This is a genomic window from Brevundimonas diminuta (assembly GCF_022654015.1).
In the GTDB taxonomy this organism is placed as follows: Bacteria; Pseudomonadota; Alphaproteobacteria; order Caulobacterales; family Caulobacteraceae; genus Brevundimonas; species Brevundimonas diminuta_C.
This window is the reverse complement of record NZ_CP073063.1, coordinates 1755194-1779530: the sequence shown is the minus strand read 5'-3', so window position 1 is coordinate 1779530 and position 24337 is coordinate 1755194. Positions and strand designations below refer to the sequence as shown.

General features: G+C 60.4%; 21 protein-coding genes and 1 pseudogene. 3 read left to right on the top strand and 19 right to left on the bottom strand.

Features of this window, described 5'->3' with window-relative positions; all coding sequences use genetic code 11:
* Positions 1 to 858 precede the first annotated feature (858 nt).
* Positions 859 to 1476 (top strand): hypothetical protein, encoded by a 618-nt coding sequence (locus KAK88_RS08745; RefSeq protein WP_242076362.1) that lies wholly within the window; start codon positions 859 to 861, stop codon positions 1474 to 1476.
* An 87-nt stretch (positions 1477 to 1563) separates the two neighbouring features.
* On the opposite strand, the gene KAK88_RS08740 is transcribed toward KAK88_RS08745, so the two are convergent.
* From KAK88_RS08740 to KAK88_RS08665, 17 genes and pseudogenes are all read right to left on the bottom strand, one after another.
* Positions 1564 to 2322 carry a M48 family metallopeptidase gene (locus KAK88_RS08740; protein WP_242076361.1) on the bottom strand — a complete coding sequence of 253 codons (759 nt, stop codon included), beginning with the start codon at positions 2320 to 2322 and terminating at the stop codon, positions 1564 to 1566.
* Positions 2322 to 5369, bottom strand: coding sequence for a type I restriction endonuclease subunit R (locus KAK88_RS08735; protein ID WP_242076360.1), 3048 nt, complete (start codon positions 5367 to 5369; stop codon positions 2322 to 2324). The genes KAK88_RS08740 and KAK88_RS08735 overlap by 1 nt, the downstream gene beginning before the upstream one ends.
* Positions 5366 to 6577 carry a restriction endonuclease subunit S gene (locus tag KAK88_RS08730; RefSeq protein WP_242076359.1) on the bottom strand — a complete coding sequence of 404 codons (1212 nt, stop codon included), beginning with the start codon at positions 6575 to 6577 and terminating at the stop codon, positions 5366 to 5368. The genes KAK88_RS08735 and KAK88_RS08730 overlap by 4 nt, the downstream gene beginning before the upstream one ends.
* Positions 6567 to 8066: a type I restriction-modification system subunit M gene (locus KAK88_RS08725; protein ID WP_242076358.1), complete on the bottom strand. Its 1500-nt coding sequence runs from the start codon at positions 8064 to 8066 to the stop codon at positions 6567 to 6569. The genes KAK88_RS08730 and KAK88_RS08725 overlap by 11 nt, the downstream gene beginning before the upstream one ends.
* Before the next feature lie 156 nt (positions 8067 to 8222).
* Positions 8223 to 8948, bottom strand: a complete 726-nt coding sequence (locus KAK88_RS08720) for a hypothetical protein (protein WP_242076357.1) — start codon at positions 8946 to 8948, stop codon at positions 8223 to 8225.
* Positions 8949 to 9026: 78 nt separating this feature from the next.
* Positions 9027 to 9305, bottom strand: a complete 279-nt coding sequence (locus tag KAK88_RS08715) for a hypothetical protein (RefSeq protein WP_242076356.1) — start codon at positions 9303 to 9305, stop codon at positions 9027 to 9029.
* A gap of 446 nt (positions 9306 to 9751) precedes the next feature.
* The gene (locus KAK88_RS08710) at positions 9752 to 10243 is read right to left on the bottom strand and encodes a hypothetical protein (RefSeq protein ID WP_242076355.1); all 492 of its coding nucleotides are present in this window, start codon (positions 10241 to 10243) and stop codon (positions 9752 to 9754) included.
* Positions 10244 to 10365: 122 nt separating this feature from the next.
* The gene (locus tag KAK88_RS08705; protein ID WP_242076354.1) at positions 10366 to 11451 is read right to left on the bottom strand and encodes a cysteine protease StiP domain-containing protein; all 1086 of its coding nucleotides are present in this window, start codon (positions 11449 to 11451) and stop codon (positions 10366 to 10368) included.
* The gene (locus KAK88_RS08700; RefSeq protein WP_242076353.1) at positions 11448 to 12227 is read right to left on the bottom strand and encodes a hypothetical protein; all 780 of its coding nucleotides are present in this window, start codon (positions 12225 to 12227) and stop codon (positions 11448 to 11450) included. Before KAK88_RS08700 ends, KAK88_RS08705 begins: the two co-directional genes overlap by 4 nt.
* Positions 12224 to 13417, bottom strand: a complete 1194-nt coding sequence (locus tag KAK88_RS08695; protein ID WP_242076352.1) for a phosphoribosyltransferase domain-containing protein — start codon at positions 13415 to 13417, stop codon at positions 12224 to 12226. Before KAK88_RS08695 ends, KAK88_RS08700 begins: the two co-directional genes overlap by 4 nt.
* Positions 13401 to 14195: a hypothetical protein gene (locus tag KAK88_RS08690; RefSeq protein ID WP_242076351.1), complete on the bottom strand. Its 795-nt coding sequence runs from the start codon at positions 14193 to 14195 to the stop codon at positions 13401 to 13403. Before KAK88_RS08690 ends, KAK88_RS08695 begins: the two co-directional genes overlap by 17 nt.
* Before the next feature lie 240 nt (positions 14196 to 14435).
* A pseudogene (locus KAK88_RS16150) lies at positions 14436 to 14510 on the bottom strand (DUF4236 domain-containing protein); the annotation flags it as partial.
* 48 nt (positions 14511 to 14558) lie between these two features.
* Positions 14559 to 15755, bottom strand: a complete 1197-nt coding sequence (locus KAK88_RS08685; RefSeq protein WP_242076350.1) for a trypsin-like peptidase domain-containing protein — start codon at positions 15753 to 15755, stop codon at positions 14559 to 14561.
* A gap of 77 nt (positions 15756 to 15832) precedes the next feature.
* Positions 15833 to 16408, bottom strand: a complete 576-nt coding sequence (locus KAK88_RS08680; RefSeq protein ID WP_242076349.1) for a TerD family protein — start codon at positions 16406 to 16408, stop codon at positions 15833 to 15835.
* Between the two features lie 87 nt (positions 16409 to 16495).
* On the bottom strand, positions 16496 to 17581 hold the full coding sequence (locus KAK88_RS08675) for a DUF475 domain-containing protein (protein ID WP_242076348.1): 1086 nt from the start codon (positions 17579 to 17581) through the stop codon (positions 16496 to 16498).
* Positions 17582 to 17627: 46 nt separating this feature from the next.
* A complete protein-coding gene (locus KAK88_RS08670; protein ID WP_242076347.1) occupies positions 17628 to 18845 on the bottom strand; it encodes a TerD family protein in 1218 nt (405 codons plus the stop codon).
* An 89-nt stretch (positions 18846 to 18934) separates the two neighbouring features.
* The gene (locus tag KAK88_RS08665) at positions 18935 to 19510 is read right to left on the bottom strand and encodes a TerD family protein (RefSeq protein WP_242076346.1); all 576 of its coding nucleotides are present in this window, start codon (positions 19508 to 19510) and stop codon (positions 18935 to 18937) included.
* Positions 19511 to 20181: 671 nt separating this feature from the next.
* On the opposite strand from KAK88_RS08665, the gene KAK88_RS08660 reads away from it, so the two are divergent.
* Positions 20182 to 21003, top strand: coding sequence for a hypothetical protein (locus KAK88_RS08660; RefSeq protein ID WP_242076345.1), 822 nt, complete (start codon positions 20182 to 20184; stop codon positions 21001 to 21003).
* Positions 21004 to 21103: 100 nt separating this feature from the next.
* Here the strand turns inward: KAK88_RS08660 and KAK88_RS08655 are convergent, their stop codons facing one another.
* Positions 21104 to 21871 (bottom strand): hypothetical protein, encoded by a 768-nt coding sequence (locus tag KAK88_RS08655; RefSeq protein ID WP_242076344.1) that lies wholly within the window; start codon positions 21869 to 21871, stop codon positions 21104 to 21106.
* Between the two features lie 138 nt (positions 21872 to 22009).
* Between KAK88_RS08655 and KAK88_RS08650 the strand changes: the two genes are divergently transcribed.
* Positions 22010 to 22810: a hypothetical protein gene (locus KAK88_RS08650; RefSeq protein ID WP_242076343.1), complete on the top strand. Its 801-nt coding sequence runs from the start codon at positions 22010 to 22012 to the stop codon at positions 22808 to 22810.
* 481 nt (positions 22811 to 23291) lie between these two features.
* On the opposite strand, the gene KAK88_RS08645 is transcribed toward KAK88_RS08650, so the two are convergent.
* Positions 23292 to 23843, bottom strand: a complete 552-nt coding sequence (locus KAK88_RS08645) for a hypothetical protein (RefSeq protein ID WP_242076342.1) — start codon at positions 23841 to 23843, stop codon at positions 23292 to 23294.
* Between the last annotated feature and the right edge of the window lie 494 nt (positions 23844 to 24337).

The window sequence follows — 24337 nt, the reverse complement described above, 5'->3', positions numbered from 1 at the left end:
GACGCCCCTCCCCTGCCCTTCAGTGCATTTCTCTTAATGTGCACTAAGAGCGGCGCCATCAATTGAATCGCGCTTATACTTCTGACACCTAACGTATAATTTTCGCATTAGGATAGCTAAGATATACATCACACCCGGAACCTGCGGAGCAAACATTTCTACCTAGTAGATATGCGCCCCTATAAAATCTGACGGACCTGGAATACTGTATTAGCTGAGGCAATTTTATTCAAACTACGCAAATTTCTCGCATAGTGCTGCTGTAATTCGTTGACTGAGACACCTCTCAGGGTGAACTTGCTCTCAGCGTGAGGGCCGCCCTCTCCCCTTTGGGGAAACCATCGGCGGCCAATCCGGGGAAGGCTAATCCTCGGAAAATGAAGACAGGCAAAAGCCGACCGCCGCGCTCCCAGCCACTTTCAACAAGCGATGAGTCACGCCCAGAATCTGGCCGTGCTCGTCTAGCAGGAGCAACTACGACATTGACGCACGAAACAGAAAAGTCTGAGGCACGAGCCCTCTACATATTGATGGAAGCGCGAGACTCCCTTGGCGGTTTCTTCGACGTTAGGTCTGACATCGCAAAAATAGGAGGTGACGAAGGGTGGGCTCCAATCGTCTCTGTTGCTTACCGAGCAATCGATCATGCGATTACCCGCCTTGGTGAACCTCCAATCGAGGCAATCTACGAACTGCAGAACACCACCTGGCGAAAATCCCTCCGGCTTTCGACGAAATCGGCCCAGAAATCGCAGCCGCGATCTTTCGGCACTGATCTCTCGTCGTTTGCCGTTGAGTAACCCAGTCAACAGCCCCGGGCAGCCACGACAACCATATTAATAAGCCGAAAGACGCATCATGACACGCACAACCAAGCCGCCGAAACTTCCACCTCGCGCCACTATCCACTCGACCCCAGACCAAGTCCGAGCCAGCCCTACGATCAACTTCAAAGCCAAGAAGGGCTCAACAAAGGGAGGCAATAGGGCAACGATTGAAAGGCTACACGTTGAGCGCAAACCCAGAAAGCATCCGAACCGCATGCGGCATAACGCGAAGGATGACTTACTCGATCTCTCCAGCAGTTTGGTGAAGACTTTAAGGCACGCGGTAGCAGTTTCCGCTGACGCGCATGGGCAGGAAAAACATTGGACTGACGAATACGAGGCAATCCGCGCCATGTTGAACGATGAAATCGAGCGCACCTATGGGCCGCTGCCGGCTCAAGTCCGCGAGTTGACGAAATTAGTCGATGACTGGCGCGAGAAGCATGGCATCGTCTCGGAATGGACGGTATACGCGTTGCTGCATCTCTCCATCCGCTACGCGTGTGCTGCACCGACGGCGGTAGAGGCGCTCATTCCATTCAATGTTGCTATCAGCAAACTGACGCGCCGCATTAAGCGCGCTAAAGAGCGCATAGATGATCATTGGAGCAATGCCGCCGGAGTCACAACACCGCTGCCATGGTGTTGAATTCTCCTACGATAGACTGAGCGATATCCGCCGCAGGGGTGTCTGCCTCAGCGGCGGGTTGGCTGCGTCACGGTCAGTGCATTTGTCTCAATCTGCACTGAGCGTTGGACCGGTGTTCAAGAACGACGCATCCAACGCCCCCTGATGCCTGTCGAGCCAACCCTTCGGGCGATCATAGTCAGGCATCAGCGTCGCCATGTGCGCCCAGAAGTCGGGGCCGTGTGAGCGCACGGTCAGGTGCGCCAGTTCATGGGCGACTACGTATTCCAGCACCGCCTTCGGCGCGAACACGAGGGTCCAGTTGATCAGGACGGAGCCGGTCGGGCCACAGGCGCCCCAGCCGGTCTTCATGTCTGCGACGCGGATCGTGCGCGGCTTCAAATCGAACCGGCGGTGATAGGCAGCGGCGATGTCCATGACGTCCCGACGCACGCGACGCTTCAGCCACAGCTTGATCTCGGTGGCGACGATGGCGTCCTGATCCGCTTCGCGGACCCATGATGGAAGATCGACCAGAAAGCCGTTGCGGTAGTCGATCTCGATGTGCGCGCCGTCGTGTCGGCGCACGGTCAGCCGAGCCATCCGTCCGCGATAGGGAATCTTGGAACCGGTCATGAACACGGGCACAACCGCGCGCTTCGATGTCTTGGTCTCAAGCTCTCGCAGGGTGTTGAACAGCCACTGCCGTTTGCGGTCGAGGAAGGCGTCGATCTCGGCGTCGTCGTCGGTCGTCAGGGCCAGCACTTCGACGTGGCCGGGCGTGACCGTGATCCGCCGTTCAGAGGCGGCGGCGGATCGACGAAGCTCGTAGGGGACTTCGGTCTGACCGATGCGGACGACGCCCATCAATGACCCTCGGCGTAAGCGTGGACGGCGTAGTCCTCGATCTCGTCACGGACGGCATTGGCGTCATCCAGTTCGAGCGGACGCAGCAGTTTGCGGACCTCGCGTCGTAGCTCCTTTTTATAGCCATCCATGAAAAACCACGACGGCTGGCTGGCCTGCGTCCCGGCGTAAAGATGGCCAACCTTAACTGCGACGCCCTGAAGCACCGTATGCTCCGCATCCGGCGCATGCGGCTCGATGATCCGCAGGATCGCGAAGGCGCGTTCGTCCATACCCAGTTCGTCATGGGCACTCGCCTCGGCGGCGATGCCGCCGGTCAGGTCTTCGAAATCCTTCAGGCCATCGGCGGCGGCGATCTGGCCTTCCTCGAAGCGACGGATGATCTCCAGCACGCGCTCGGAGAAGCGGCCGTATTGGGCCGGGTTCTTATCGACCAGTTCGCGGGTCACGCGCTTCAGTTCGGCGGCCTTGCGCACGAACGCCTCGTGAAGCTCCTCCTCGGATTTCTCCTCGGTCTGGAAGTCATCCTTGAAGTCGGGATCGGTGATGTTGCGGAGGCGGACGGTCGTGGTCAGGCCGGTGGCGCGAACATGCTCCTCCAGCATTTCCCTGATCTTGCCCGAGTAGGTCAGGTGATCGAGGCTCTGGTCCTTGGTGATCGCTTGTTGCGCCAGCCGCAGGAAGGTCGCGGCCCACTTCACGTCCTCGGTGAAGTCGAGGATGGCCGGGTCGGGCGACAGGTCGCCATAGGTCCGCACGAAGTGGCGCCCTAGCCGCTGAAGCTCGAACCAGTCGTCTTCACGGCCATCGCTCACCAGCTTCTCTATGGCGTAGGCGGCCGCCTTCTCGTCCATGCCGTCGAGGCCCAGCAGCCGAAGCTGACGCTTGAACTCGGCGTGGGTCTTCCGCAGGTCACGACGCAGCAGGTCGAGGTCGCGCAGCGCGTTCTGAACATCGTCGGCGCGGTAGGAAGATAGGGCGTCGTCGAGGTGCTGGGTGACGCCGATGTAGTCCACGATCCGGCCGTGCGGCTTATCGACAGTCGAGCCGTCCGGTCTCTTGATCGAGCAGGTCCGATTGGTCCGCGCGATGGCCTGAAGCAGCCCGTGCTCACGCAGAGGCTTATCCAGATACATGACGTGCTCGTTCGGCGCATCGAAGCCAGTCAGCAGCTTGTCGCAGACAATCAGGAAGCTCGGCTCATCGCCGCTGCCCTTGAACGCCTTCTTGGCTGTCTTCTCTCCGTCCGCGTCGAGGTAATGGGCAACCAGTTCTGCGCGGACGGCTTGGACTTCCGGGTCTTCGCTCGGCTTGTCGTCCTCTTGGCTCTTGGAGAGGACGCACTTGATCATCCGCTCGGCCTTGGCCGCCGCGTCTGCCTCGGCCATGCCATCCCTCACCAGATCGGCGGCTATCACCTCGGCTAATGCCAGCCGGTAGAGCACGACTGACTCACGGTCGATGGCGACGATCTGGGCCTTGAACCCGTCCGGGCGACAGGTCTGTTTGAAGTGCTCCCAGATGTCTCGCGCGATCAGCCGGATGCGCTCCGGGTGCTTGGCGATCAGCGCGAGGCTGACACCCTTCTGCTTCAGCTTCTCGCGCTTCTCATCGGACAGATCGACGAACCAGCGGTCGAATAGGATGTCGATCTCGGCCTCGTTGATCGACCATTCGGTCTTCCGGCCTTCGTAGAGGATCGGCACGGTCGCGCCGTCGCGCACGGCGTCGTCGATCCCGTATTTGTCCAAGTATGTCTCACCCGGCTCGCTGAACCGGGCATAGGTGTCCTTGTCGGCTTTCTTGATGGGCGTGCCGGTGAAGCCGAAGTAGCGAGCGTCGGGCAGTGTTGCCTGTAGGAAGGCGCCGAGGTCTTTCTCCTGCGTGCGATGGCACTCGTCCACCAGCACTATCCAATCCTCCGAATTCGGGATTGGCTCTTTCGATCCTTGGAACTTGAAGATGGTCGAGAGCAGGATTTGGCCAGAGCCACCGCGCGCCACAGCCTCGCGCAACGCCTTCACGTCTGCCGCCTGTTTCGGATTGGGCAGACCACAGGCGACGAAGGTCTTGGATATCTGATCGTCCAAGTCGATGCGGTCGGTCAGGACGAGGATGTTGGGATTCTGGAGCGTCGGCGCATCCAGCGTCAGGTGGGTCTTCAGCTTCAGGGCGAGGAACACCATCGTCAGGCTCTTGCCCGAACCTTGGGTATGCCAGATCAGACCCTTCTTCTTGGTCCCCTCGGCGACGCGGTTCACCGCCTTGTTGACCGCCCCGAACTGCTGATAGCGACAGACCTTCTTGATCCGCCGCCTGGTGTCAGGGTCGCTCTCGAAGAGGATGAAATGAGCCAGTAGGTCCAGCAGTCGCGACGGCTCCAGCAGACACCACAGGTCTTTGGTCAGTTCGTCGGCGAACTCGTTGCGCGTGCGCGGCCACGGGTCGGGCCAAGGGGCGTAGAACTTCGCTGGGGCGCCGGCCGCACCATATAGAGTCGCCATACCATCCGTGACGATGTTAAAGGCGTTGGGGTAGAACAAGCGCGGGATGTCGCGCTCATACTGCTTGATCTGCTCGAACGCCTGACCCGAACGATCCGCCGCCTTCAGCGGGCATTTTGCCTCGATCACGACCAGCGGAATGCCGTTCACGAACACCACCAGATCGGCGATGCGCGACCGCTGCGCTTCAACCTTGAACTGGCGCACGACGTGGTAGCGGTTTCTATCGGGCCGCTTGAAGTCGATCAGCGCGACCGGCCTGTCCTTGGCCTCGCCCTTCAGCCGCCGGGAGTAGGCGCCGCGCAGACGACGCTGCCATTCCTCGTTGTCGGACAAGGTAGAAAGGTCGCTGTAGATCGCCTCGGCGTCCTCGCCGCCCATTCCTTCGTTCAGAGCCTGAAGGGCCTCGATCAGCACCGGCTTCAGCAGGACGCGGTTTGCCTCCTGCCGCATCACCATCGCCGCGTCGTCATGAAGCGCGACGTAGCCCATGGCCGTCATGGCATCGAGCGCGGGCTTCTCGGCGAGGCGGTATTCGCTCATGCGGGCACCCTCACACGGCCGGTTAGGAGGTCGTCAGCAGTGGAGATGCGAAGCTGACGGAGTTGGCGAAGGGACTGTTCAGCCAACTCAACGGCCGCTGAACATTTTGCCACCTGATCAGCTATTTTTGTCTGCTCCGCAAATGACGGCACAGAAACCGGCATGGCCCCGAGCTTGGTGATGTAGATGTGTTTGACGCTGCCGCCGCCAGAGTCGGCTAGCATCCGAGTCTGTCCAATCTCGGACTGGAGAAGGTAGCTCAAGAACAGCGGGTTCAAGACCCCTTTGCGAGGCTCCAAGACGGCCACCGATTGGTTCACGCAGACGTCTGGCTGATCAACAACAGCGACCCGCCCAAGGGTGCCATCCTTCGTTACCAACACCGCGCCGATAGGAGGCCGACTCTTTTCCGTGAGCGCGTCATAGGCTGATGCGCTCGTGTGTCGCGCTGTTGCGTAGTCGATCTTGCCGTTCTTAACGTTTAAGGCAGTGACCATCCACGGGCCGTTGTCCGTTGTGGGCATCGGATTGGTGAACCCGTAGGTTACCCGCTGGCAAAAGTCCGCAAGCGGAGCCGTCTCTGCATTTGGCGCACCCGATGCGGCCGCATACGGGCCAAGCACCGAGGCAATCACACTGTCGAACGTGCGCGCGGCTTGTCGAGCAGCTTCAGAAGCGGCCGCGATGGCGTCATCTGCCGACCGCAACACCTCTGCGATCTTCCGCTGCTCGTCGAGCGTAGGGAGGGAAATGGGCAAAAGCTTTGCCGTGCCTCTGCTCAACTCCTTGAAGGTGCTCCCACCTGCTGCCGCCGTTAGCAGCCCCCGGTTGGCGTTGAGCCAGTGGCACAAGAACCGTGGGTCGCAGTCGTCGAAACAGGTGAAGTTCAGGAAACCCTGATTTGTCGCCATTGGCACATCGTTGATCACAGCGAAGCCGATGGTCGCACGAGATGTCATAAGCACAGTGCCGGTCGGGTTGAGCTTGAGCGAACACTCCTTCAGCGCAAGCTCGGCGACATGCGCTTCAGTGGCGGCAATGCGAGCCTGTCCGAGCGGCAACGAAGTGATGTCCGATGGAGTCGCCCAAGGAACATCGCCTTGCATCCAGTAGGCGTTGTTGGACTTCGGCGGCGTAGTCCCTCCAGACAAAACGGCTATCTCTCCGAGTTTGGCGACGCGCCAACCCTCCGGCGTCTCACCCGACATAGCCGAGCCTCTTTAGGTGGCCGAGCATCACTGCTTCGGCCTCATCGCGCTTGGCGATCAGGTCTGTGAGCTTGGCGACCTCGGCGGCGACATCCACCGCCTCGCTGTCCGCACCGGTCTGAACGTAGCGGCTGATGTTCAGGTTGAAGCCGTTGGTTTCGATCTCACCGACCGGCACGACGCGCGCCAGCTTCTCGATGTCGGTGAAGCCATGGAAGGCGTCGGCCAGAGTCCGCACGTTGGCTTCGGTGAGATGGTTCTGCGCTTTGCCCGGCGTGAAGGTGGCGTCGCCGTTGACGACCAAGACCTTGCCCTTCCTCTCGGCGGACTTGACCTTGCGGATAATCAGGATCGCCGCCGGAATGCCCGCGCCATAGAACAGGTTGGGTGCCAGTCCGATCGCCGCCTCGATGACGTCGGCCTTCAGCATCGCCTCGCGGATACGGCCCTCGGCGCCGCCCCGGAACAGCACGCCGTGCGGCACGACCACACCAAGCATGCCGGCGTCGTTCAGCGAGGCGACCATGTGCTGGACGAAGGCGAGATCGCCATAGCCCTTGGGCGGCACGCCATAGACGTCGCGGCCGAACGGATCGCCGTTGGTCCAGACCTCGTGACCCCAGACCTTTTGTGAGAAGGGCGGATTGGCCAGCACCCGGTCATAGGCGCCGATGCCGGGCGTGAACTCATGCGCGCGCGGATCGTATCGCTTTGGATCGAGGATTGTGTCGCCCTTGGCGATGAAGGCGTCGTCGATGTCGTGGAGGAACAGGTTGATCTGGGCGATGGCCCAAGTGTCCAGTTCCTTCTCCTGCCCGTAGAGGGACAGGCTGCGCGGGTCTTGGCCCCTGCCCTTCAGGTGCTGGGCCGCCTCCAACAGCATGCCGCCCGAACCGCAGGTAGGGTCGTAGATCGACATTCCCGGCTGGGGATCGAGGCATTCGACGATCAGCTTTACGACCTGCCGAGGCGTGTAGAACTCGCCGCCTTTTTTCCCCGCGCCCTCGGCGAACTGCTCGATCAGATACATGTAGGCGTCGCCCAGCATGTCGGGCGGCACGTCGCTGTTCCGCAGCCGGTGCTTCTCGAAGTGGGCGAGCAGCTTCTCCAGCCGCGCATCAGGGAAGCGTTCCTGATTGGCGAAGTCCACATCGCCGAAGACGCCGCGCAGACGCAGGTTGGCGTCTTCGATGGCGGCGAAGGCGTTGTTCAGATGCTGGCCGATCTGGGTGGCGTGCTTCCTGACCGCATTCCAGTGATGCTGCGGCGGAACGTGGAAGCGGTGCTCATCAGGATCGGCCGCCTCTTCCCGGTCGCCGGTCTCGGCCAGCAGAACCGCGAACTCTTCGTCCCACACGTCGCAGAGGCGCCGGTAGAACAGCAGGGCGAAGATGTAGTCCTTGAACTTCCCCGCATCGACGTGGCCCCGCAGGATGTCCGCCGCTTGCCAGAGATGCCGTTCAAGTTCCGACTGCGTAAGCGTAGCCACTGATGCCCCCGAGATTAAACCGGTTGGAGCCTGCTCTTCCGTCATTGGTCAAGACGCGCCAAACCGCTAAGCTCAGTTTTCCGGATAGACACCCAGACGCCACCTTGGCTAGTACGGCGCTCGTAGGCACCAAGGCTTTAGTTCAGTCTCGGGCTATCATATTGCGTCCAGCGCACTAACGAGCATGCCGGCTAGCTCTGACAAGTCGCCCTCGCCGGTTGTCAGCGCTTTGATCCCTTTGAGCGCCGCATCGAACGTCGCTGAAGCTCCCTTGGAAACGACCTCATTGGCACCGGTCGTGAGCACGGCATTTAGAGCGGTACGGAGCTCGCCTTGAGTGAGTACCCCTTTCTTCTGGAGATGCTTTGCCAGCTGCTCCGCGCGTGATGCCGGCAGAAGGCTGTTCAACACCTCGGCAAAATGGCCGGGGTCAATCTTCAGAATGTCGCCACTCAAAGTGACATTGGCAAAGACGCCACGATCCTGCATCTTGCCAGTGATCGCTGCCTTGATAAGCGGCGACGTTACGCCGAAACTTACGTTGGAACCATCCTTCCAATATTTGGAGGTGGTTAGCGCCATCATCACAGCGTGATCAGTGTCGGCCTCAGACACGTTCCGAAGCTGGTGCTCGAAGAGCAAAGAACGAGCTCGCGCTGGCGTCAGGTTGAGAGCCCTGGCGAGCCGATACATTGAGCCGTCGGCATCAACGACATCGTTTTCAATGAGGAACGAGAAGATCACCAAATCGATCTCTCTTTTGGGTAGGACCCCAAATGCGCTCGATGCGTAGGCTTCCATGAAGCGACGTCCAAAAGTAGCCGCCAGTTTGTCGTCCTTAAACGCCGCCCGGACCTCATCGAGACTTTTCGCTACCATCACGTCCTCGCGTTCCGCCCAATAGCCGACGCCCTAGGCTTAGCCTTCTCAGTACATTTTTCCAGTTGTACACCCAGACAGCTACGTTCGACGGGAATGGGGCCGTCGTCCGCGATAGAGTACGGCCCACCCCAGCTCGGTGAGCTTGTAACCGACCTCATATCCTATGCCGACGTATCGCTCAGAGACGTCGCCTTTTTCCGCGAGCGTCATAGCCACGAGCCTGTCTGCAATAACCGGCCCCAAGCGCGCTCGCTTGGCCAGCGGCTCAAACTCGCTCATCGCGTTCGACAGCTGCTTCAGTCCACGCCACTCGTTGTGATCGAGAACCAGCGTCTCAAGCGTTTTTGCGTCGTCCATTTGAGCTCTCGTCCTGTGCGAACTCAATCTGCAGCATGCCCACGACAGGATCGGTCGTACGTCCGCTGGAGCTAGCATCCAGCGACGAAACGCTCAGTGTGTTCTTCCCGATCTACCCTGAGCGACCGGGATGCCTCTTTTTCGCCGCTCCATCGCATCGATTTCCGCGGGTCTGATCGTCGCCGACCGCGTCCCGTCGACAAAGACTTTGATCGTATCGCCGTCGGTGACGCCGAAGACTCGTCCCCAAAACGCGCCTGCCCTCTGATCGGTGGACGGCGATGAAATCGCCTCGGTGGGATCCGTCATGGCTGACTTGCGCGGGCTTCAGCAGCGCGACGACCGCGGCCGCCAAGCCAATTGTAAAGATGCTGGCGAGACGCCTCCGGAACCAGGGAATAGCCTTCGTGCTCCAGACGCGTCCGCCACGAGCGTGCTTTAGGCCATCAATAGAGGTCGTCTAGAGAATCCGACGCGCTGGCTTCAGCGGCTTGCTCCCGCTCAGAAGGCGAATTTGGATTGTCGACGGGCTTTGTTAGGATCGGCTCAGGGGCGGCTGGCTCCGCAGGTGCCAGGACCTCCTCATAGGTCGCCTCTACCGGCACAGTCTCCGGCACCGGACTCGGGGAAGCGTCTTCCACCCGTTCTGACCTAGGCAAATCGTCAGCTGCACGCGAGGCGGCGGGCACAGCCGTCGGGTCACTCGAGCGGAAAGCTCCGCCAACGACGTAGACGATGCCTGCCAACAGCAGACCGTAGAATAGAAGCGTATAAAGCAGGTGCCAAACCACTGAGCGCCGGCGCCGGCCCGAAAGGAACAGCCGCCCATTGCCCGCAAGATGGAATTCCAATTCCGCCCACCAGCGCCCAGGCGTCAGAAATATCCAGATCGGCATGTTGGTCTTACCGTAATACCAGCCGTATCGATTTGAATCCATTTACGTCCCCCCTGCACGCCGGATATCGCGGTGTGCTTTTCACGCTGATGTCCGGGTCGAGCCCATCTTTTAGCAACTCGTCAGCGACCCTAGGTCTTAAGGTTGGTCGCCCCGATTCAGTCCTACGCGTCGCTTCCCGACGTGATGAGCGCGATCGCCTTATACACCGAGCTAGTTGCCATCAATTCAACCAGAACGCCACGCTCATTTGCCAAATGCAATAGGGGCTTGAGGGCAGAGTCCTCATGATCGGAGATCAGCAATCGTTCGGGGACACGACGCAACACGGCGCGCGTCGACTCCGCTATACCTGGCTTCAGGCGATTAAGGTCACTCACTTGATAGCGGTTAGCGATGCCCTCGATCAACATCCGGCTCTGGTCGCGAAGGTCAGATGCCAGCTCGGTTGACCATCGCCGGGTCATCTGCGGACCGACCTCGCGCGCCAAGCCATCGATCTGCTCGACAAAATCGCGCGTCACGTCAGAGTCAATCAGATGCGTTAGCAGTTTGCATCCGTGGAAATCGCCGTCTCCGATTTGGTCATTCAGGATCGAGCGGCTGACAAGCCCCGAGACGATGCCGTTGAGGATGCCGGACGGGATTAGATAGTCCTCGCCCGTCGCAGCGAGATCGGCACACCCGGCGGGGTCGGCCACGACGGTGAGGAACGGTTCGACGCCAGCCGCGATCGCGCCGCGGGAGCTGCGGAGCTCCCCCGCGATTGCGCCCTTGCCCGTCCAGCCATCTACGAAGATCACGTCGGAGGGTGCGTGATCCCGAAGGATCGAACGCATGGCGTTCAGATCGATACCTCGCCCCCTAATTATGCTGACCGAATAATGGGTCGCGGCCCTGCCGCGCCGTCGCAGGGCGCGGTTTAGCAAAACCCCGATGGGCGTTCCGGCGCGAACGAGAGATACGATTGCCAGCCTAGCGCCAGAAGCCGACCGCTGCGCCAGCTCGTCAGCCAGCGTGTTGATATGCTGAGCAAGCTTCGGACCATTCTCCAGAAGCGCATGCCGGTAGATGTCCATATAGGTTTGGTCAGGCGCAAACTCGGGAGAGATCATCTCGGAGTAGTGTTTCGCTCGCGTCTGGATCAAGCGCTCCTTCTCGGCTACTGGCGTGAAGGAGATATCGAGCGGCTTCAGCAGAAACAGAACGTCGTTTGCGTCGTAGCTGCCGTGCAGTCCTGCGGGGTTCATGAAGAGCCGGCCCCCGCGAGTTTCGCCCAGAGCTGCGATGCGGTCGGGGTAATTGCGAGATCGCATAGGGACATGAAGGGCGCGTCCGTTAGACTGTCGCCGATGCCCAGGATCGGCAAGTCGGCGAGTTCATCACGGAGCTGCGGCAACAACCATTCCACAGCGAGCGCCTTGCCCAAGCCGGGGGGTAGGAATGCGATATTGTTGCCGTTGGAATGGACGGTCCAGCCCGGCGGACAGTCGGCGACCAAAGGGGCGCACGCCGCCTGAAGCTCCAGATCGTTCCCATCGGCAAGCGCATGTTTTGCGACAACGTAAAGCGCTACGCCGTCTTCAGAAATCACACGAACGCGCACCCCAACGCCAATCCGCTCAGCTTCGCTCTGGATACGGACGACCATCTGGTCGAGATCGGCTTCGAAATTCAGGGTCTCGCACATCCGCCGCCGCCAGGCCGCGCGAAAGCGACGATCGGGAGCCGTCAGACCGGGATGATGATCCACGATACCCCCGCCATGGGCGACGACGGCTCTTCTGTATCGAATGCGGGTTCGGGTCAGGGCGTCGGTGCTGCGCGCCGTCACGACTATCAAATAGGTATGGTTCTCTAGCCACCGGATTAAGGAGACCTGCTTCGGAGTAGCGAAGCTGATGGCCTCACCTTCTGCCGTATAGCTAAACGGCGTCAACGATTCCGCTGGCAAGCCCACAGGGCACTTACGCCGTGTCTGAAACAACGTGTCGTCGAGATCAACCAGCGCGACGGCGGTAATCATGCCGGGTCTCCAAAATACAAGCACTCGCCGTGGAGGGCTCTAACCAACCGCTCGTCGATCGAACCCGGAGGAGTCTCATGGCATATTAGTACCCTTCGGCCGGCAGAGGCCTCGATATTGTATAGGTAGTTGGGAACGCCCGTCTGATAGTTGTCCCGAAACATCAGCGAAGACGTTATCGGTCCGCCGACCCTGATCGGGCTTCGGGTCGTCGCCTGCATGATAACGTCTTGGCCCAACCGCTCCAGGGCTAGCCCGAGCAGGTAAGGTGTGTGGGCGAACTCGCCCGTGCCCACGATGAAGAATTTCTCTGGTACCGGTCCCGAGAGTGCGCGAGCAAGCGTGGATAGATCTGGTGTCGGCCCTTGCGTACCCAACCGTCCAAAGTTTTTGTGTGACGTTAGGTGGCCGAGCGCGCTACGCGCTGCCTCGGGCGTAACCGAGTGAGCTTCGCGAAACGCTGCATCCGGGCGCCAGGACAAGGAACCACTTAATAGACTGATCGACCGCGTGGGAACGGGCATCCGGTTGAGATTTGCGGTGTCGCCAGACCAATCCGTGAACGAAAGCATGAAGATCTTTTCGATCGCGGGACTGACCTTCAACACCTCCAGCGCCAGGTTGCGCAGCGTCGCTCCGGTTGTGATCTCGTCGTCTACGAGAACGAGCGTGCGGGCGGAGCGCGCTAAGGCTTGATGGGCGGGATCGTCAGGTAAGTAGATCAGGTGCGCGGAGGCGTGGCTATGCGGCTCCTCAAACCGCGCCATCACATCCGCATCGATCCGCTGCCGGGTCGAATGGCTGAAAAGTGCGTCGGCGCGGCCGGTGTGATCGACGAAGGTGTGAAAAACCGACTGCCCAAGACAGACGGCGGTCTCAGCAAGACCGACGAACAGGAGCGGCCCATCTAACCGAGGTTCAGCGTTAACAAGCGCTCTGGCGAGCTGCGACGAAGCCGCCTCCATGTCGCTCGGCCGCGACGGCAGATGCCGCCCCAAAACGTGTGAGAGGATAAGAAAACCGCGCTTCGTGTTCCGTCTGGCGGCGAAATCACACAGGTCCGATAGCGGCCTGTCAGAACAGTCCACCCGACCGGACAAAACACCACCCGTCATCGGCACGCTGAAGCTGGCGTCAGCCGCTCTGACGCCCGACGGCGGGACAAGATCGTACTCAGAGACTGAAATCACGGCTGACCTTTATGGGTCGAAAAACACCCGCCGCGGTTACAAGAATGCGGGGCTCAAAGCGCTTCAGCGCTTGTTCAGGATCAAGATCTACGAGGTTCCGAAAATCGATTTCCGCCCAGCGCGACCGATCGACGGCAATCTCCGCGATCCATACGTCTTCCCTGCGGGCGGTGGAGGGCGCGGTTCGTTGGCAATAGGCCCCTACCCTCACCTGGGAGAACGCACCGTGAGCCGCCATCGCTTCACCAATGACGCGGAAAAGCAGACCGTGGACGTGAGATACGTAAAGACGGTTCAGGGCCCTCCCGCTGAGTGCAGTCTGTTTCAGGGTCAGTGACCTGGCGACCACCGCATACTCCTCACGCGGCATGTCTTCAGGTTCGGGCAAATCGACCGCGAGCAGCAGAATCTGCCCCGTCGGATCCAGGTCGACGGAAATATTGGTTTCTCGTGGCCAGGTGATCGCCCCAAGGCGAGCTAGGACTGGCTCGGCGATGGCTTCCAGATCGACCTCGTTCGGCTCGCCTGTATGGGCCGCTTGCGCAATCCGCCAATCGCTCAGGCGCGTGGGGTAGTCGCGAGGGTCATTGGGGTCGACAGACGGTTGCGGCTTGGGGACAGCGAAGGGCGATCCATTCGACATCGGAAACGGTCCGGGGGGCGATGGGGCGGGTGTAGCGCAATAGAAACCCTGCAGCAGGTCAATCGGCGCGTTCAGATCGGCGGCGCGTCCGTCCAGCGCCGACCTAATCTGATCGCGGAAGGCAGATTTGGCCATCTGGATGACAGCCCCATCGAGAGGCATGCCGTGCTCATCTCGATATTTGAGTTCCGCTCCAACAAAGCTGAGTTGAATCCGCTCGGGTGCGCGGGATCGCGTGTCAGAGACAGGTCCTGAAACCGCTGCAACTTCGCGGCGGCCTGCCACTTTCCGACTTGGCGGCGCGTCTAGGCGGGTACGGTAGCTCAGCCCGGTGCCCGGCAGCCCAACGTTGCCGTGGACGCCCCTGGGGCCCACCGTGACGGATGCTCCACGAGGTCCTGCGGAAACTGAGAGACCGCGGAGGCCCACATTGAGCCGAACGCCTGGCATAAGGCGGATTCTTTTGGAAAACCGGAAACCCATCGTCTTCCTCCGCCGTCAGAATTCGACGTTGACGAGATAAAGATAGGCGCGCGCATCCTTCGCGACTTCCGCGCGAGAACGGGTGAGATGCTCGGCGGTCATCGACGGACTGGCGCCGCCAGCGTGGAGGAAGCTGCGCAATAGGCCGGCTTTCACGCCGAAGTTTATGTTTTGGGCGATCGGTGCGTGCTCGAGATCATTCCGCAGCACGGCCTTCACTAAGCCGACAACGGCGCCCGACGCGTCTAGAATGGGCCCGCCGCTGCTCCCCGAGCCGATCGGTGCTGTGAATTGGAGAACCCCGCTATTATTCGCGATACCCGTCAAAGCCGAGACATTGCCGCCGGATACCTGTGGACCAGTGCCCAGCAAGCCCTGAAGTGGAAAACCGGCAACGATGATGTCCTCGCCAAGGTCTACATCGCCCGAGGATCGGAATCGGGCAAAGGCGGCTGCGTCGTGATGGATGCGGAGCAATGCGATATCGTTGACGGGGTCCGCCAGCAGCAGATCCGCCCGTCCGCCACCAGCCACGCCGGCGACCGAGATGTGAGAGGCGCTTTCTATCACGTGGTGATTAGTGAGTAGTAGCCTTGGCCCGATGGCGAAGGCTGATCCGCTCGCCGCGCCCCGGAGACGCGGCCCGATCCGCTCGTTTTGGTCGCGCACAGGGTCGGAGACGCGGGCCCCGGAATAGGCGTCATCAAGCGGCAGTTGGGCGTTGAGTGCGCGAGCGATAGCCGAGAGCCCGAAAGCGAAACCTTGACCATTCGCGTACACCCGCCAGGTCGCGCCTCTCCGATAGACTTCGATAAGAATGGTCGCCGCATCGTCCCGCCGGTCCATTGCGAGGCTGAAAGTGGCGAAGTTCCCGATCCGGGCGCGTAGGGCCCCATCTGACGCACTGCTGAGGGTAGTCCCGGGCGACGCACGATTGTTCAAGTACAGAACGACGAGGAGACGGTGGACGTCAGGGGGCATCGAAGCCAGATCGAGATGGATCAAGCCCGCCTCGTCAAACCTAGCGCCGGGCCGCTGCTCTCGATCCTTGAAGCATAGCGGTGGGAACTGTGGGGCAAGGCCGCCCATGTCGCTGAGAGCAACGAGCTGCGCCGAGATGTCCGATCCCAGGGCGCTTTTTCCCGAGCTAACCTTGAGCTCGAGCATCCCACGCTGAAGATCAAGACGCTCGCCAACCTCCAAAGCACGCATTGATTATTCCTGCGGGCAATCCCCGCCCCAATACCGTCGGGGGTCGATCAACGACCGCCCCCGTCGGATGTCACAGCCTAGATCGACACGCCGTAGCTTTTGGCGAGCGGACCGAGGCCGCCTGCGAAGCCCGACCCGATGGCCTTCAGTTTAAACTCAGTGCCGTTGCGATAGATTTCACCGAAGACCATCGCGGTCTCGGTTGAGGCGTCTTCCGACAGGTCGAAGCGCGCCAGCTCCTTGTTGTCGGCGTCATTCACCACGCGGATGAAAGCCTTCTGGACCATTCCGAAGTTTTGCTTGCGCGATTCGAAATCGTGGATCGTCACTGCAAAGACCAGCTTGTCGACGTTCGCAGGCAGCGAGCCGAGATTGACCTTGACCTGTTCGTCGTCGCCTTCGCCCTCACCCGTGGTGTTGTCGCCCTGGTGGACCACCGAACCGTCGGCCGAAGTCTTGTTGTTGTAGAAGATGAAGCCCGCGTCGCTGATGACCTTGCCGGAAGAATCCAGCATGAAGACGCTGGCGTCCAAGTCGAAGGCCGCACCGTCAGTGACCCGAGGATCCCAGCCAAGACCGACGGTAACGTTGGTCAGGCCCGGGGCTTCTTTGGTAAGGCTAACGTTGCCGCCCTTCGAGAGTGAAACTGCCATTTTTTACTATTCCTTGTAGATGCCCTTCGCGGGGCGGTTGAAACTGCGGCCGCGGAGCAGCGCGCAGATTTGGTCGCCGCCGGGGCCTCAGCGCAGCGGCGTCGATGTCACGGTCGTATCCACCGGCGTCTCCACCGCGGTGTCCGGCGGAGATTTCCGATTGTGCTGGATCGAGGACCACAGCGCCCAACCGATCAGGACGGCACCGATTAGGCCGGTCACGGTCTCAGGGATGTGAACGATCACGGACGACATCATGATCAGCGCAAGCGCCAGGATCGCCCAAAACGCCCCATGCTCGAGATACCGGAACTCGGAAAGTGTTCCGCCCTTCACCAAAGCGATGGTCATCGACCTGACGAACATGGCCCCGATGCCCAGACCGAGCGCGATGATGATGAGGTTGTTGCTCAAGGCAAACGCGCCGATGACACCGTCGAAGGAGAAGGATGCGTCCAGAACCTCGAGATAGAGGAAGGCACCCAGTCCGGCGCGTTGAACACCCGCTACGGTTTCGTCCGGCGCGTCCAGCGCATCGCCAACCCAATCGACTGCGAAATAGGTCGCGATCCCAAAAACGCCGCTGGTGAGGAAGGTGTAGGCATCCGGCCCAGGCAGCTGCGTGGAGACGCCGTAGAGCAGGCCCAGCGTGATCATGATCTCGATCGCCGTCAGGTCGGCAAACTTTTGAAGGGGCCGCTCGAATATGGCGATCCAGTGATGCTCTTTGTCTGAGTCGAAGAAGAACTTCAGACCGACCAGCATCAGGAAGGCGCCGCCGAACCCCATGATTCCGGTGTGGGCGCCCGAGACGATCGCAGCGTACTGCTCAGGTTCGCTGAGGGACAACCTAATCGCCTCGATCGGACCCAGCTTGCCGGCGATCGCCACGATCGCGATCGGGAAAACGACACGCATGCCAAATACGGCGATGATAATCCCCCAAGTCAGGAACCGCTGCTGCCATTTCGGGTCCATATCCTTGAGCACCGAAGCGTTCACGACAGCATTGTCGAAAGACAGGGAGGTCTCGAGAATGCCGAGGATAACGCAGATCCAGAGGGCAGCGAGCGCTGCAGCGGCGGTTCCGCCCGACGAATAACCGTAGAGTGCACCGAGCGCGAGGCAGACCACCGTGAAGGCGATCGAACCGTAGAACTGTTTTAGTTGCATGTGTCTGCTGATCCGAGGGAAGGCGAAAAACGCGTCCCTAGTTTGCTTAATTCTTGGAGCCGGCCTGCCAACGCATGCCCCAGCCGACGCGGCGATCGAAATCTTGGTGCCCGTTGAAGTACTCGATGAGACGCGTGAACTTCATCGTTCCGCCGGCGTTTTCGATTACGGCCAGACCGCAGAAGCCGCGGCCATTCTGACCTTCGGTCATCCTGATCTCGATCGGAGGCTGGCCGGGCATAGTGATGGTCACCACTCCGTCCGTCGCCTGCCAGTTCGGCACGCCCTCATAGATGTAGGCGAACAGGGCGATGCGTTTGATTTCGGACCATTTACGCCCGTTCACCCGCAGCGTCTCGCCGGCCGAGACAGCACCCGTTCGGTCGTCGCCCGACAGGGCGATGTATGGTTCGTTGTTTAAGTCGCCAAAGGTGTCCCCTAGCGCCTGGACTATCCCCTTGAACCCGTCCTGCAGCTCGTAGAGACAGCCAAGGTCTAGATCGATGGATTTCGGACGGCCGCCAAAAAGGCCTCCGCCCCCCTGTTTCGCCGCCGACCAGTTGAGATTGATCGACAGTTCGCCAAACGTCTCTCCCGTCTTCTGGAGGCTGATCGTTGGCTTGGCCTTGTCCAGCGTGATCTTGGACAGGTTAATCGGCGCCGACGGGGGTGTTACTGGCGGCGCAGGAGAGGGGCTAAGGCTCGGTGCTGGGTTGGGCTGCGGCGGGGGTGCCGCCTCTGCGTCCGACACGTCGATCCCGAAAGAGCGCGCGAGCGGGGCCAGCCCGCCATTGAAGCCCTGGCCAACGGCGCGCAGCTTCCATTGACCGTTGCGGAGATAGAGTTCGGCCATCATCATCGCCGCTTCCGTCGCTGAACCCAGCTCGGGCCTGAAAGCCCCCAGCACGACGCCGTTCACAGCCGAAGCGCTCAGACCAGCGCCAGTGAAGGCGGACATGGTCTTGGCGGCTTGGCCGGCGTCAACCGTAAGACAAAAGACGATGCGCTCAATCACGGCCGGCATCTTCGAGAAGTCGACGCCGAAGGTGATGTGGCCCGCGTTGTGAGATGCAACCGTCACTGCCCCGTCTGCGCCGGAAGGCTGGTTGTAGAACACCATATCGGAGTCCATGCGGACCTTGCCCGACGCCGTCAGCAGGTATGCTGATCCATCGAGAGAGCCGGCGCCCGTAGGCCATGTCATGGAAACGCTGACCTGCGCAGCGTTGAGAGCGACGTTCGCGCCCTGTGTGAGTTCAGTCATTACAATCCGATCGATATTGTCTGGGGCACGACGAAAAGGCCTCCCGTGGGCCGCGCGTCACTGCTTCATTCGGTCAGGCGCCCGCGCCCCTAGAGCCGCGCTCTGATGGCAGGCATCAGGTCATGCATCGTACGACCGCTGGTGCGCTCGCCGATTGCCGTCATCTGCCACGCACCGCTGGCGCGGCTGATCTTGGCCATGATCTGAGCTGTATGGCCCCCGCTGCCGGACAGCTCGTAGCGCGCCAGTTCCTCATTATTATCCTGATCCACGATCCGGCAGGTGGCGTTCTCGATCTTTTCGAAAGTGATGCCCGTGAAGCTGTTCACCGTGAAAACTAGGGTCGAGACCGACGCGGGCAGCTGATTCAGGTCAACTAGGATCTGTTCGTCGTCACCATCGCCGTCGCCGGTGCGGTTGTCGCCGGTGTGGACCACGCTGCCGTCGCGGCTTTTGAGCTGGCCGAACCAGATGGTGTCGATCAGCTCGCCCTGACGGTCAAACATCGCACAGGATGCGTCCAGATCGACTGGCGGACCCGGCCGGGTTCCGAAGAGACCTTTCTTCATGGCCACGTCCCAACCCAAGCCCATGACGACTCGATTGAGTCCTGCGCCCCCGTTCTTGGTTAAATTGACCGTTTGCCCCTTGGTAAGGCTAACCATTCCCGTTCCCCCGCTATGAGCCGCACACACGCTCAAGCTGCCTGTCTTGAACCTAGCCGGGAACGTCTCCGATAATCACCCCTAAATTTCATCCACGGATTGAAAAAAATAAAATCTGCACCATTTACAACGGCAACCGAAACGTGCAGCCGATTCGACCTACGACCCCTACCGGAGCGATTTTGGTATCTCCGCAGTCAGGCGCGCTTGGCCTATGCACGAACGTACTGCTTGCGTTTTCCAGATCGAGATCCCCGCGGCTCGAGGCCGGAGGTGCCGGTCGTTCATGTCGCGGTTTCGAGCTGGTGGCTGTGGCTCGCCGCGCTCTCTATCCCCACAAGCGAGCATAAAGTGCAGCTACTCAGCGACAGCATCGATTGTGCTGGTCCGCTGCCACGGCGGACGCTTAGAACGTCCGCTATAAGTCAGACAAAGCCTTGGGCGCCTTAACCCTTCATGGCATTTTGATCTTGTCATCCGCTGGGTCATACAGATCAGAAGGCCTAAATGAGGTCGCGTCCGTGAGTCTCTGCCGCGCACAAAACAACGGTTTGCTAGTTCCGACGCCGCAGGGGTTCACCGGCGTTTCGGGGTTTGCCGAGCGTGCTCGCGATCGTCTCAACGAGCTCAAAAGCGGACAATCAAGCCGCCAGCGTCGGAAGGAGATTGGGATGAAAACGCACAATCAATCGATCCTCCCTGGGCTAGCTCTCACGCTGGCATTGTGCGCACCCACTCTAGCCAGCGCGCAGGATCAGGAGTGCGGGGACGTCGTCCAGCTTGTGCGTCAAGCCTATCCGGGCGCTGTGGTGGAAGGCGAGCGTAGCCTACGGACAGGTAATCGCACCCTCACCCTTCCCTCTCCGTCATCGATCGACCCTCACGCCATGGTCTGCCGACGCTGGCGGGGTCCGCCAGGGCTGGTGCTGGTCGCCGTTCCGCTGATCGCCGAGGTGCGCGTGGATGGAACGTCGGGCGATCTGGATGTGCTCATTGTCGACGAAGCCACGGGGACGCCCCGCCAACGGCTTCGTCTTCCCCATGCCATGAATGACGACGCCATTCGGCTCTCTGCCGTTTCGTTTGACACCGCCCCTTACCGCCTCGGCCCGGATCGACTGGCTTTCGGCGTCAAACGTGACTGGGCGGGGAGTTCGCGCCCCAATCCTTTTTCTGAGACGACACTGTCCCTCTATGAAGTGCGCAAGGGTGCAATCTCGCCCGTCCTTGAGAATCTGGTTGTCTATCGTCGTGTTGGGGAATGGAATTTGTCCTGCGTCGGAAACACCGACGCGACAGAGCGAATTCTACGAATGGTTCCCGGCCCGCACGGGCAAGACATTTCGGTTCTTGAGCGCACGACCCGCAGCATCTCCAAAGAGGGAAAGAACGGGGAATGCGAAACCACGGATCGGCCCGAGCCGCCCCGTACGATCCGCCTACCCTTCGACGGCAGACGATACGACGTTCCCCGATTGATAAGGCGGGACTGACAGGGGTGCTGCGGAGCGCCGATGATCGACCGCCGAGCGTCACTTCCCCACACGCTCAGTGCACTTCTCCACATCTACCCTGAGACAGCATTTTGGCAGTTCAGCAGGTCAGCAGCTCGGGCAGATTGACGGGGTCATAGCTCTCGCCGACCTTGGCGTAGACGACCGTCGCATCTACGTCGCCCGTATAGCGAACCCGCATCGACTTGCCCTTCTGGCCGGGCAACAAGACCCCCTCCATGCTCTTGGTCTCCCCCTCTTCACGCGCGCCGCCGTCGCTGTAGGAGGTCGGAATCTGATCGATCCGCACGACGGGCTTATCCGGGGTCAGTTCAATCACGTGTGCCCAGGTGCAGGTATAGCCCTGCCAGGTGCCGCCAGCGTCTGCGACCAGAGTCGGCGATGGCGTCAGGTCAGTTCTTATCTTCCACGTCGGCGGGGCTCCCCACGTCCCCGAAACAAGAAACTCAGGCCAGCTGCCGATGCGCGTGAAGCTGTCTCCGGTGCGCTGCAAATAGTGGATGGAGAGTGAGCCTGAATTGACGTGGCCCTCCCCACCCTGCCCGTCCGAGATGAGAGCGTATCGGCCGGCCTCCAGCGCAATCAGCTTGCCGGACCGATAGGTCCGCGTGTCGGTCTGGTTACCTGTCCCTTCCTCACGCTCAATCGGGGGCGGCCCGCCCCACGCGGTTCTGAACGCGAGCGCAGTGAGCTGATCAGAGGTAAGCGGATCCGCCGTTGGCGCGACGGCAGCAGCTGCTGGTCTAGCTTGAGCGCCAGCGGGGTCCGCGGGCGCTTTTGGTTTCGGCGATCGGTCGCAGCTGACCAGCAGAAGGCAACCGAGCGCGATGAAGGGGATGGGTTTCATGAGCTGATCCTGGGCTGGATGACTGTGTAGAGCTAGACGAGCAGCGTCCTATGCACCGCGCTCTAACCATCTTTGTAGACGGGATATTCGTCGGCTGACCACAACCTGCAATGTACTCAAAGCATGTGAGGAACGAAAATGACGGCGTGGCGCGAGATAGCAATCTTCGGAGGCGGGACGTTTCTCGCCGTGAGCGCATTCGCCGTCATGGCTATGCCCAGACCAGCCGAACACCCGCCGGTGATCACGCCGACGCCCGAGGTTACGGTCCAACTCAGTGAGATTGTACGGGACCCCCAACTTGTTGAGATTGGCCAAGAGCCACCTCCTGGCGTCATTCCCGATAGCGCATACACAAAGCATCAGATCGAAGCGTTTCTATCGAAGCGAAACGGAATGCCGCTTGAGGTGACGGAAGCCGTCGATATTTCTGGCAGCCAAGCGACCACCTACTGCGGCACAGCCATCTCGAGGGATGGCAGCGCCCACTCGTTCTCCATCGTGGTTTGGTCAACTGCCCCGATCGAACACACCCTATCCAATGAGCCTGCAAGCTGCACAGATGGTCTTACTCTGGTGAGAGACGGACAGCCGATCGCACGGGAAAACGCTCCACAAGACGGAAACGCAGCTTACTCGCCGATCCACGCCAACTCAGCCGCTCGCGACCCGATGTACGACCATATCGACAAAGTCAGCACCTATGCCGTTCTTATTGGCCGCGGCGCAGCCTGTGGCGTCGATACTTCCGCCCCTGCCGCTAAAGTTGGGGCTTGGTTGGAGCGCGTCGCCCCCCGCGGATCACAGGCGCAGGTGACCCTGCTTCCCATGCTTATGGAGCAGAGCCACTACCACGCCCAGCAACAGAAGAACGGCCAGTCTCCAGACAATTGCGCCACAGTCGCCCGCGCGATCGCTCGCTTCCCCTGGCCTTCATAACCAACCTTCGACACGGGTTGTTTGCTGAGCCTGGCCAGGGTTATCCGAACCAGCGTTATGACTGAGCTTGATATTTTCAATGTCCGCCTCGGTGCTGCCGTCCGCGACTAACGCGAGATGGTGGGCATAACTCTGCTCTCGAGGCGCGGATCGGAGTGACGGTCCAACAGATCAGAATGACGAGCAGGGTCGCAATCTCATCTCTGCATGCCGCCAAGCGCAATTCGCTGATGTGCTGGAGACGTCAGCAAGCGAGCGACCGGGCGAGTGATCTGCCGCCGATAAGCTCGTGAGCAGCCGCTGTGCTGCGCGCGTGGAGCAAGCGTGACGACGAGGTTCAACGGCGGGCTGTGCAGCAGGTCGCAAAGGCTATGTCGATACGATCTGACTAAGGGACGCCATACATCCTGGTTAGTCGACTAGATGGCAGTTCGCACGAAGGCTCAGAGGCCGCCTCGGCTTGGGTTTAAGATGGCAGGCGTCACAACTGCAGAGCATCTCGAATGTAGTCGGCAGCCGCACGAATAGATTCATCGCTGTTCAATCCATGCGGCCCGCCGGTGAAGTGCGGGACGGTGGCGACAGGTACGATTCCCGATATGCCAATATGTAGCCGCTTGCCGTGCCCGTTTACTTCAAAGCGCTGAGCCGGGGGCGACTTTGAGGTTCCTGTAATATCCAAGAAGTCCTGGAGATGTGTCAGACCTGCCCCGATCACTAGCTTCGGCCGACAATGCTTTATCCACCCGCGCAACACAGCAAAGCGGGCTTTTCGAAGCCAGGACCGATAATCAGCCTTGTCCGAGAACCCCGTGGCATCGCTGGCGGCCTCATCCCACTCCCCCACATTGTTGAAGGGCTCCGGAAACAAATTGGCTTTCAAATAGCCCTTCGATCCCCGTTCGAACGGCCGAGCGCGTTCAGCGAACTCTACATAGCCCTCCACGGACGATCCCTCGATCGCCGATAGCAGCTTGAACACCCCTCGGTTAAATCTCCACCGCATCTGAAGATCGACGCCATACTGCTTCATTTGGGCCTCCCTTTCGGGATCCCCCTGCTCGTCAGCTAGCGCATCCGCCAAACTCCAACCCGGCTCTATCCCAAGCACCCAGATTGAGGGCTGCTCAGGCGTGCCAGGGTCGCCCCCTTCACAGGTCTCGAGGAAACGCGCTTCATCCTCGACTCTAAGCCGAAAATCTAGGGCGGCAGCTGATATCCTGTTCAACGTCTTCTCCTGACTAAGCCTCGACAACTGCGCATAGAGATACGTCAGTAGCGGTCACCCATCGGCTTGCTTATGATCTGTTCCGAGGTCGATCTGCTCGCTGTCGGAAGGTGGCGTTATGCCAACCCTGGCCGTCCCAGTTGGGCTGACAGGCTCGGACGGATTTCCGTCTTCAGTGCGATTTTCCGAATGTGCACTGAAAGGCCCTCTCGCGGGGCCAGGGTCGTGCAAGATAGCTGATCCAGACCAAGTTCGGCGATTAGCGCAGCAAGCGCTCTACCTGCCGCTATGCCAAATCT

Excerpts from the sequence above, each read along its gene's own strand:
- KAK88_RS08685 (WP_242076350.1), bottom strand. The coding sequence starts at position 15,755 with ATGCGTGCTTTGGAGGTTGGCGAGCGTCTTGATCTTCAGCGTGGGATG.
- KAK88_RS08745 (WP_242076362.1), top strand. The coding sequence starts at position 859 with ATGACACGCACAACCAAGCCGCCGAAACTTCCACCTCGCGCCACTATC.
- KAK88_RS08675 (WP_242076348.1), bottom strand. The coding sequence starts at position 17,581 with ATGCAACTAAAACAGTTCTACGGTTCGATCGCCTTCACGGTGGTCTGC.
- KAK88_RS08715 (WP_242076356.1), bottom strand. The coding sequence starts at position 9,305 with ATGGACGACGCAAAAACGCTTGAGACGCTGGTTCTCGATCACAACGAG.
- KAK88_RS08680 (WP_242076349.1), bottom strand. The coding sequence starts at position 16,408 with ATGGCAGTTTCACTCTCGAAGGGCGGCAACGTTAGCCTTACCAAAGAA.
- KAK88_RS08730 (WP_242076359.1), bottom strand. The coding sequence starts at position 6,577 with ATGTCGGGTGAGACGCCGGAGGGTTGGCGCGTCGCCAAACTCGGAGAG.
- KAK88_RS08665 (WP_242076346.1), bottom strand. The coding sequence starts at position 19,510 with ATGGTTAGCCTTACCAAGGGGCAAACGGTCAATTTAACCAAGAACGGG.
- KAK88_RS08735 (WP_242076360.1), bottom strand. The coding sequence starts at position 5,369 with ATGAGCGAATACCGCCTCGCCGAGAAGCCCGCGCTCGATGCCATGACG.
- KAK88_RS08740 (WP_242076361.1), bottom strand. The coding sequence starts at position 2,322 with ATGGGCGTCGTCCGCATCGGTCAGACCGAAGTCCCCTACGAGCTTCGT.
- KAK88_RS08660 (WP_242076345.1), top strand. The coding sequence starts at position 20,182 with ATGAAAACGCACAATCAATCGATCCTCCCTGGGCTAGCTCTCACGCTG.
- KAK88_RS08645 (WP_242076342.1), bottom strand. The coding sequence starts at position 23,843 with ATGAAGCAGTATGGCGTCGATCTTCAGATGCGGTGGAGATTTAACCGA.
- KAK88_RS08655 (WP_242076344.1), bottom strand. The coding sequence starts at position 21,871 with ATGAAACCCATCCCCTTCATCGCGCTCGGTTGCCTTCTGCTGGTCAGC.
- KAK88_RS08700 (WP_242076353.1), bottom strand. The coding sequence starts at position 12,227 with ATGATTACCGCCGTCGCGCTGGTTGATCTCGACGACACGTTGTTTCAG.
- KAK88_RS08705 (WP_242076354.1), bottom strand. The coding sequence starts at position 11,451 with ATGAACCCCGCAGGACTGCACGGCAGCTACGACGCAAACGACGTTCTG.
- KAK88_RS08650 (WP_242076343.1), top strand. The coding sequence starts at position 22,010 with ATGACGGCGTGGCGCGAGATAGCAATCTTCGGAGGCGGGACGTTTCTC.
- KAK88_RS08710 (WP_242076355.1), bottom strand. The coding sequence starts at position 10,243 with ATGGATTCAAATCGATACGGCTGGTATTACGGTAAGACCAACATGCCG.
- KAK88_RS08670 (WP_242076347.1), bottom strand. The coding sequence starts at position 18,845 with ATGACTGAACTCACACAGGGCGCGAACGTCGCTCTCAACGCTGCGCAG.
- KAK88_RS08690 (WP_242076351.1), bottom strand. The coding sequence starts at position 14,195 with ATGGCCAAATCTGCCTTCCGCGATCAGATTAGGTCGGCGCTGGACGGA.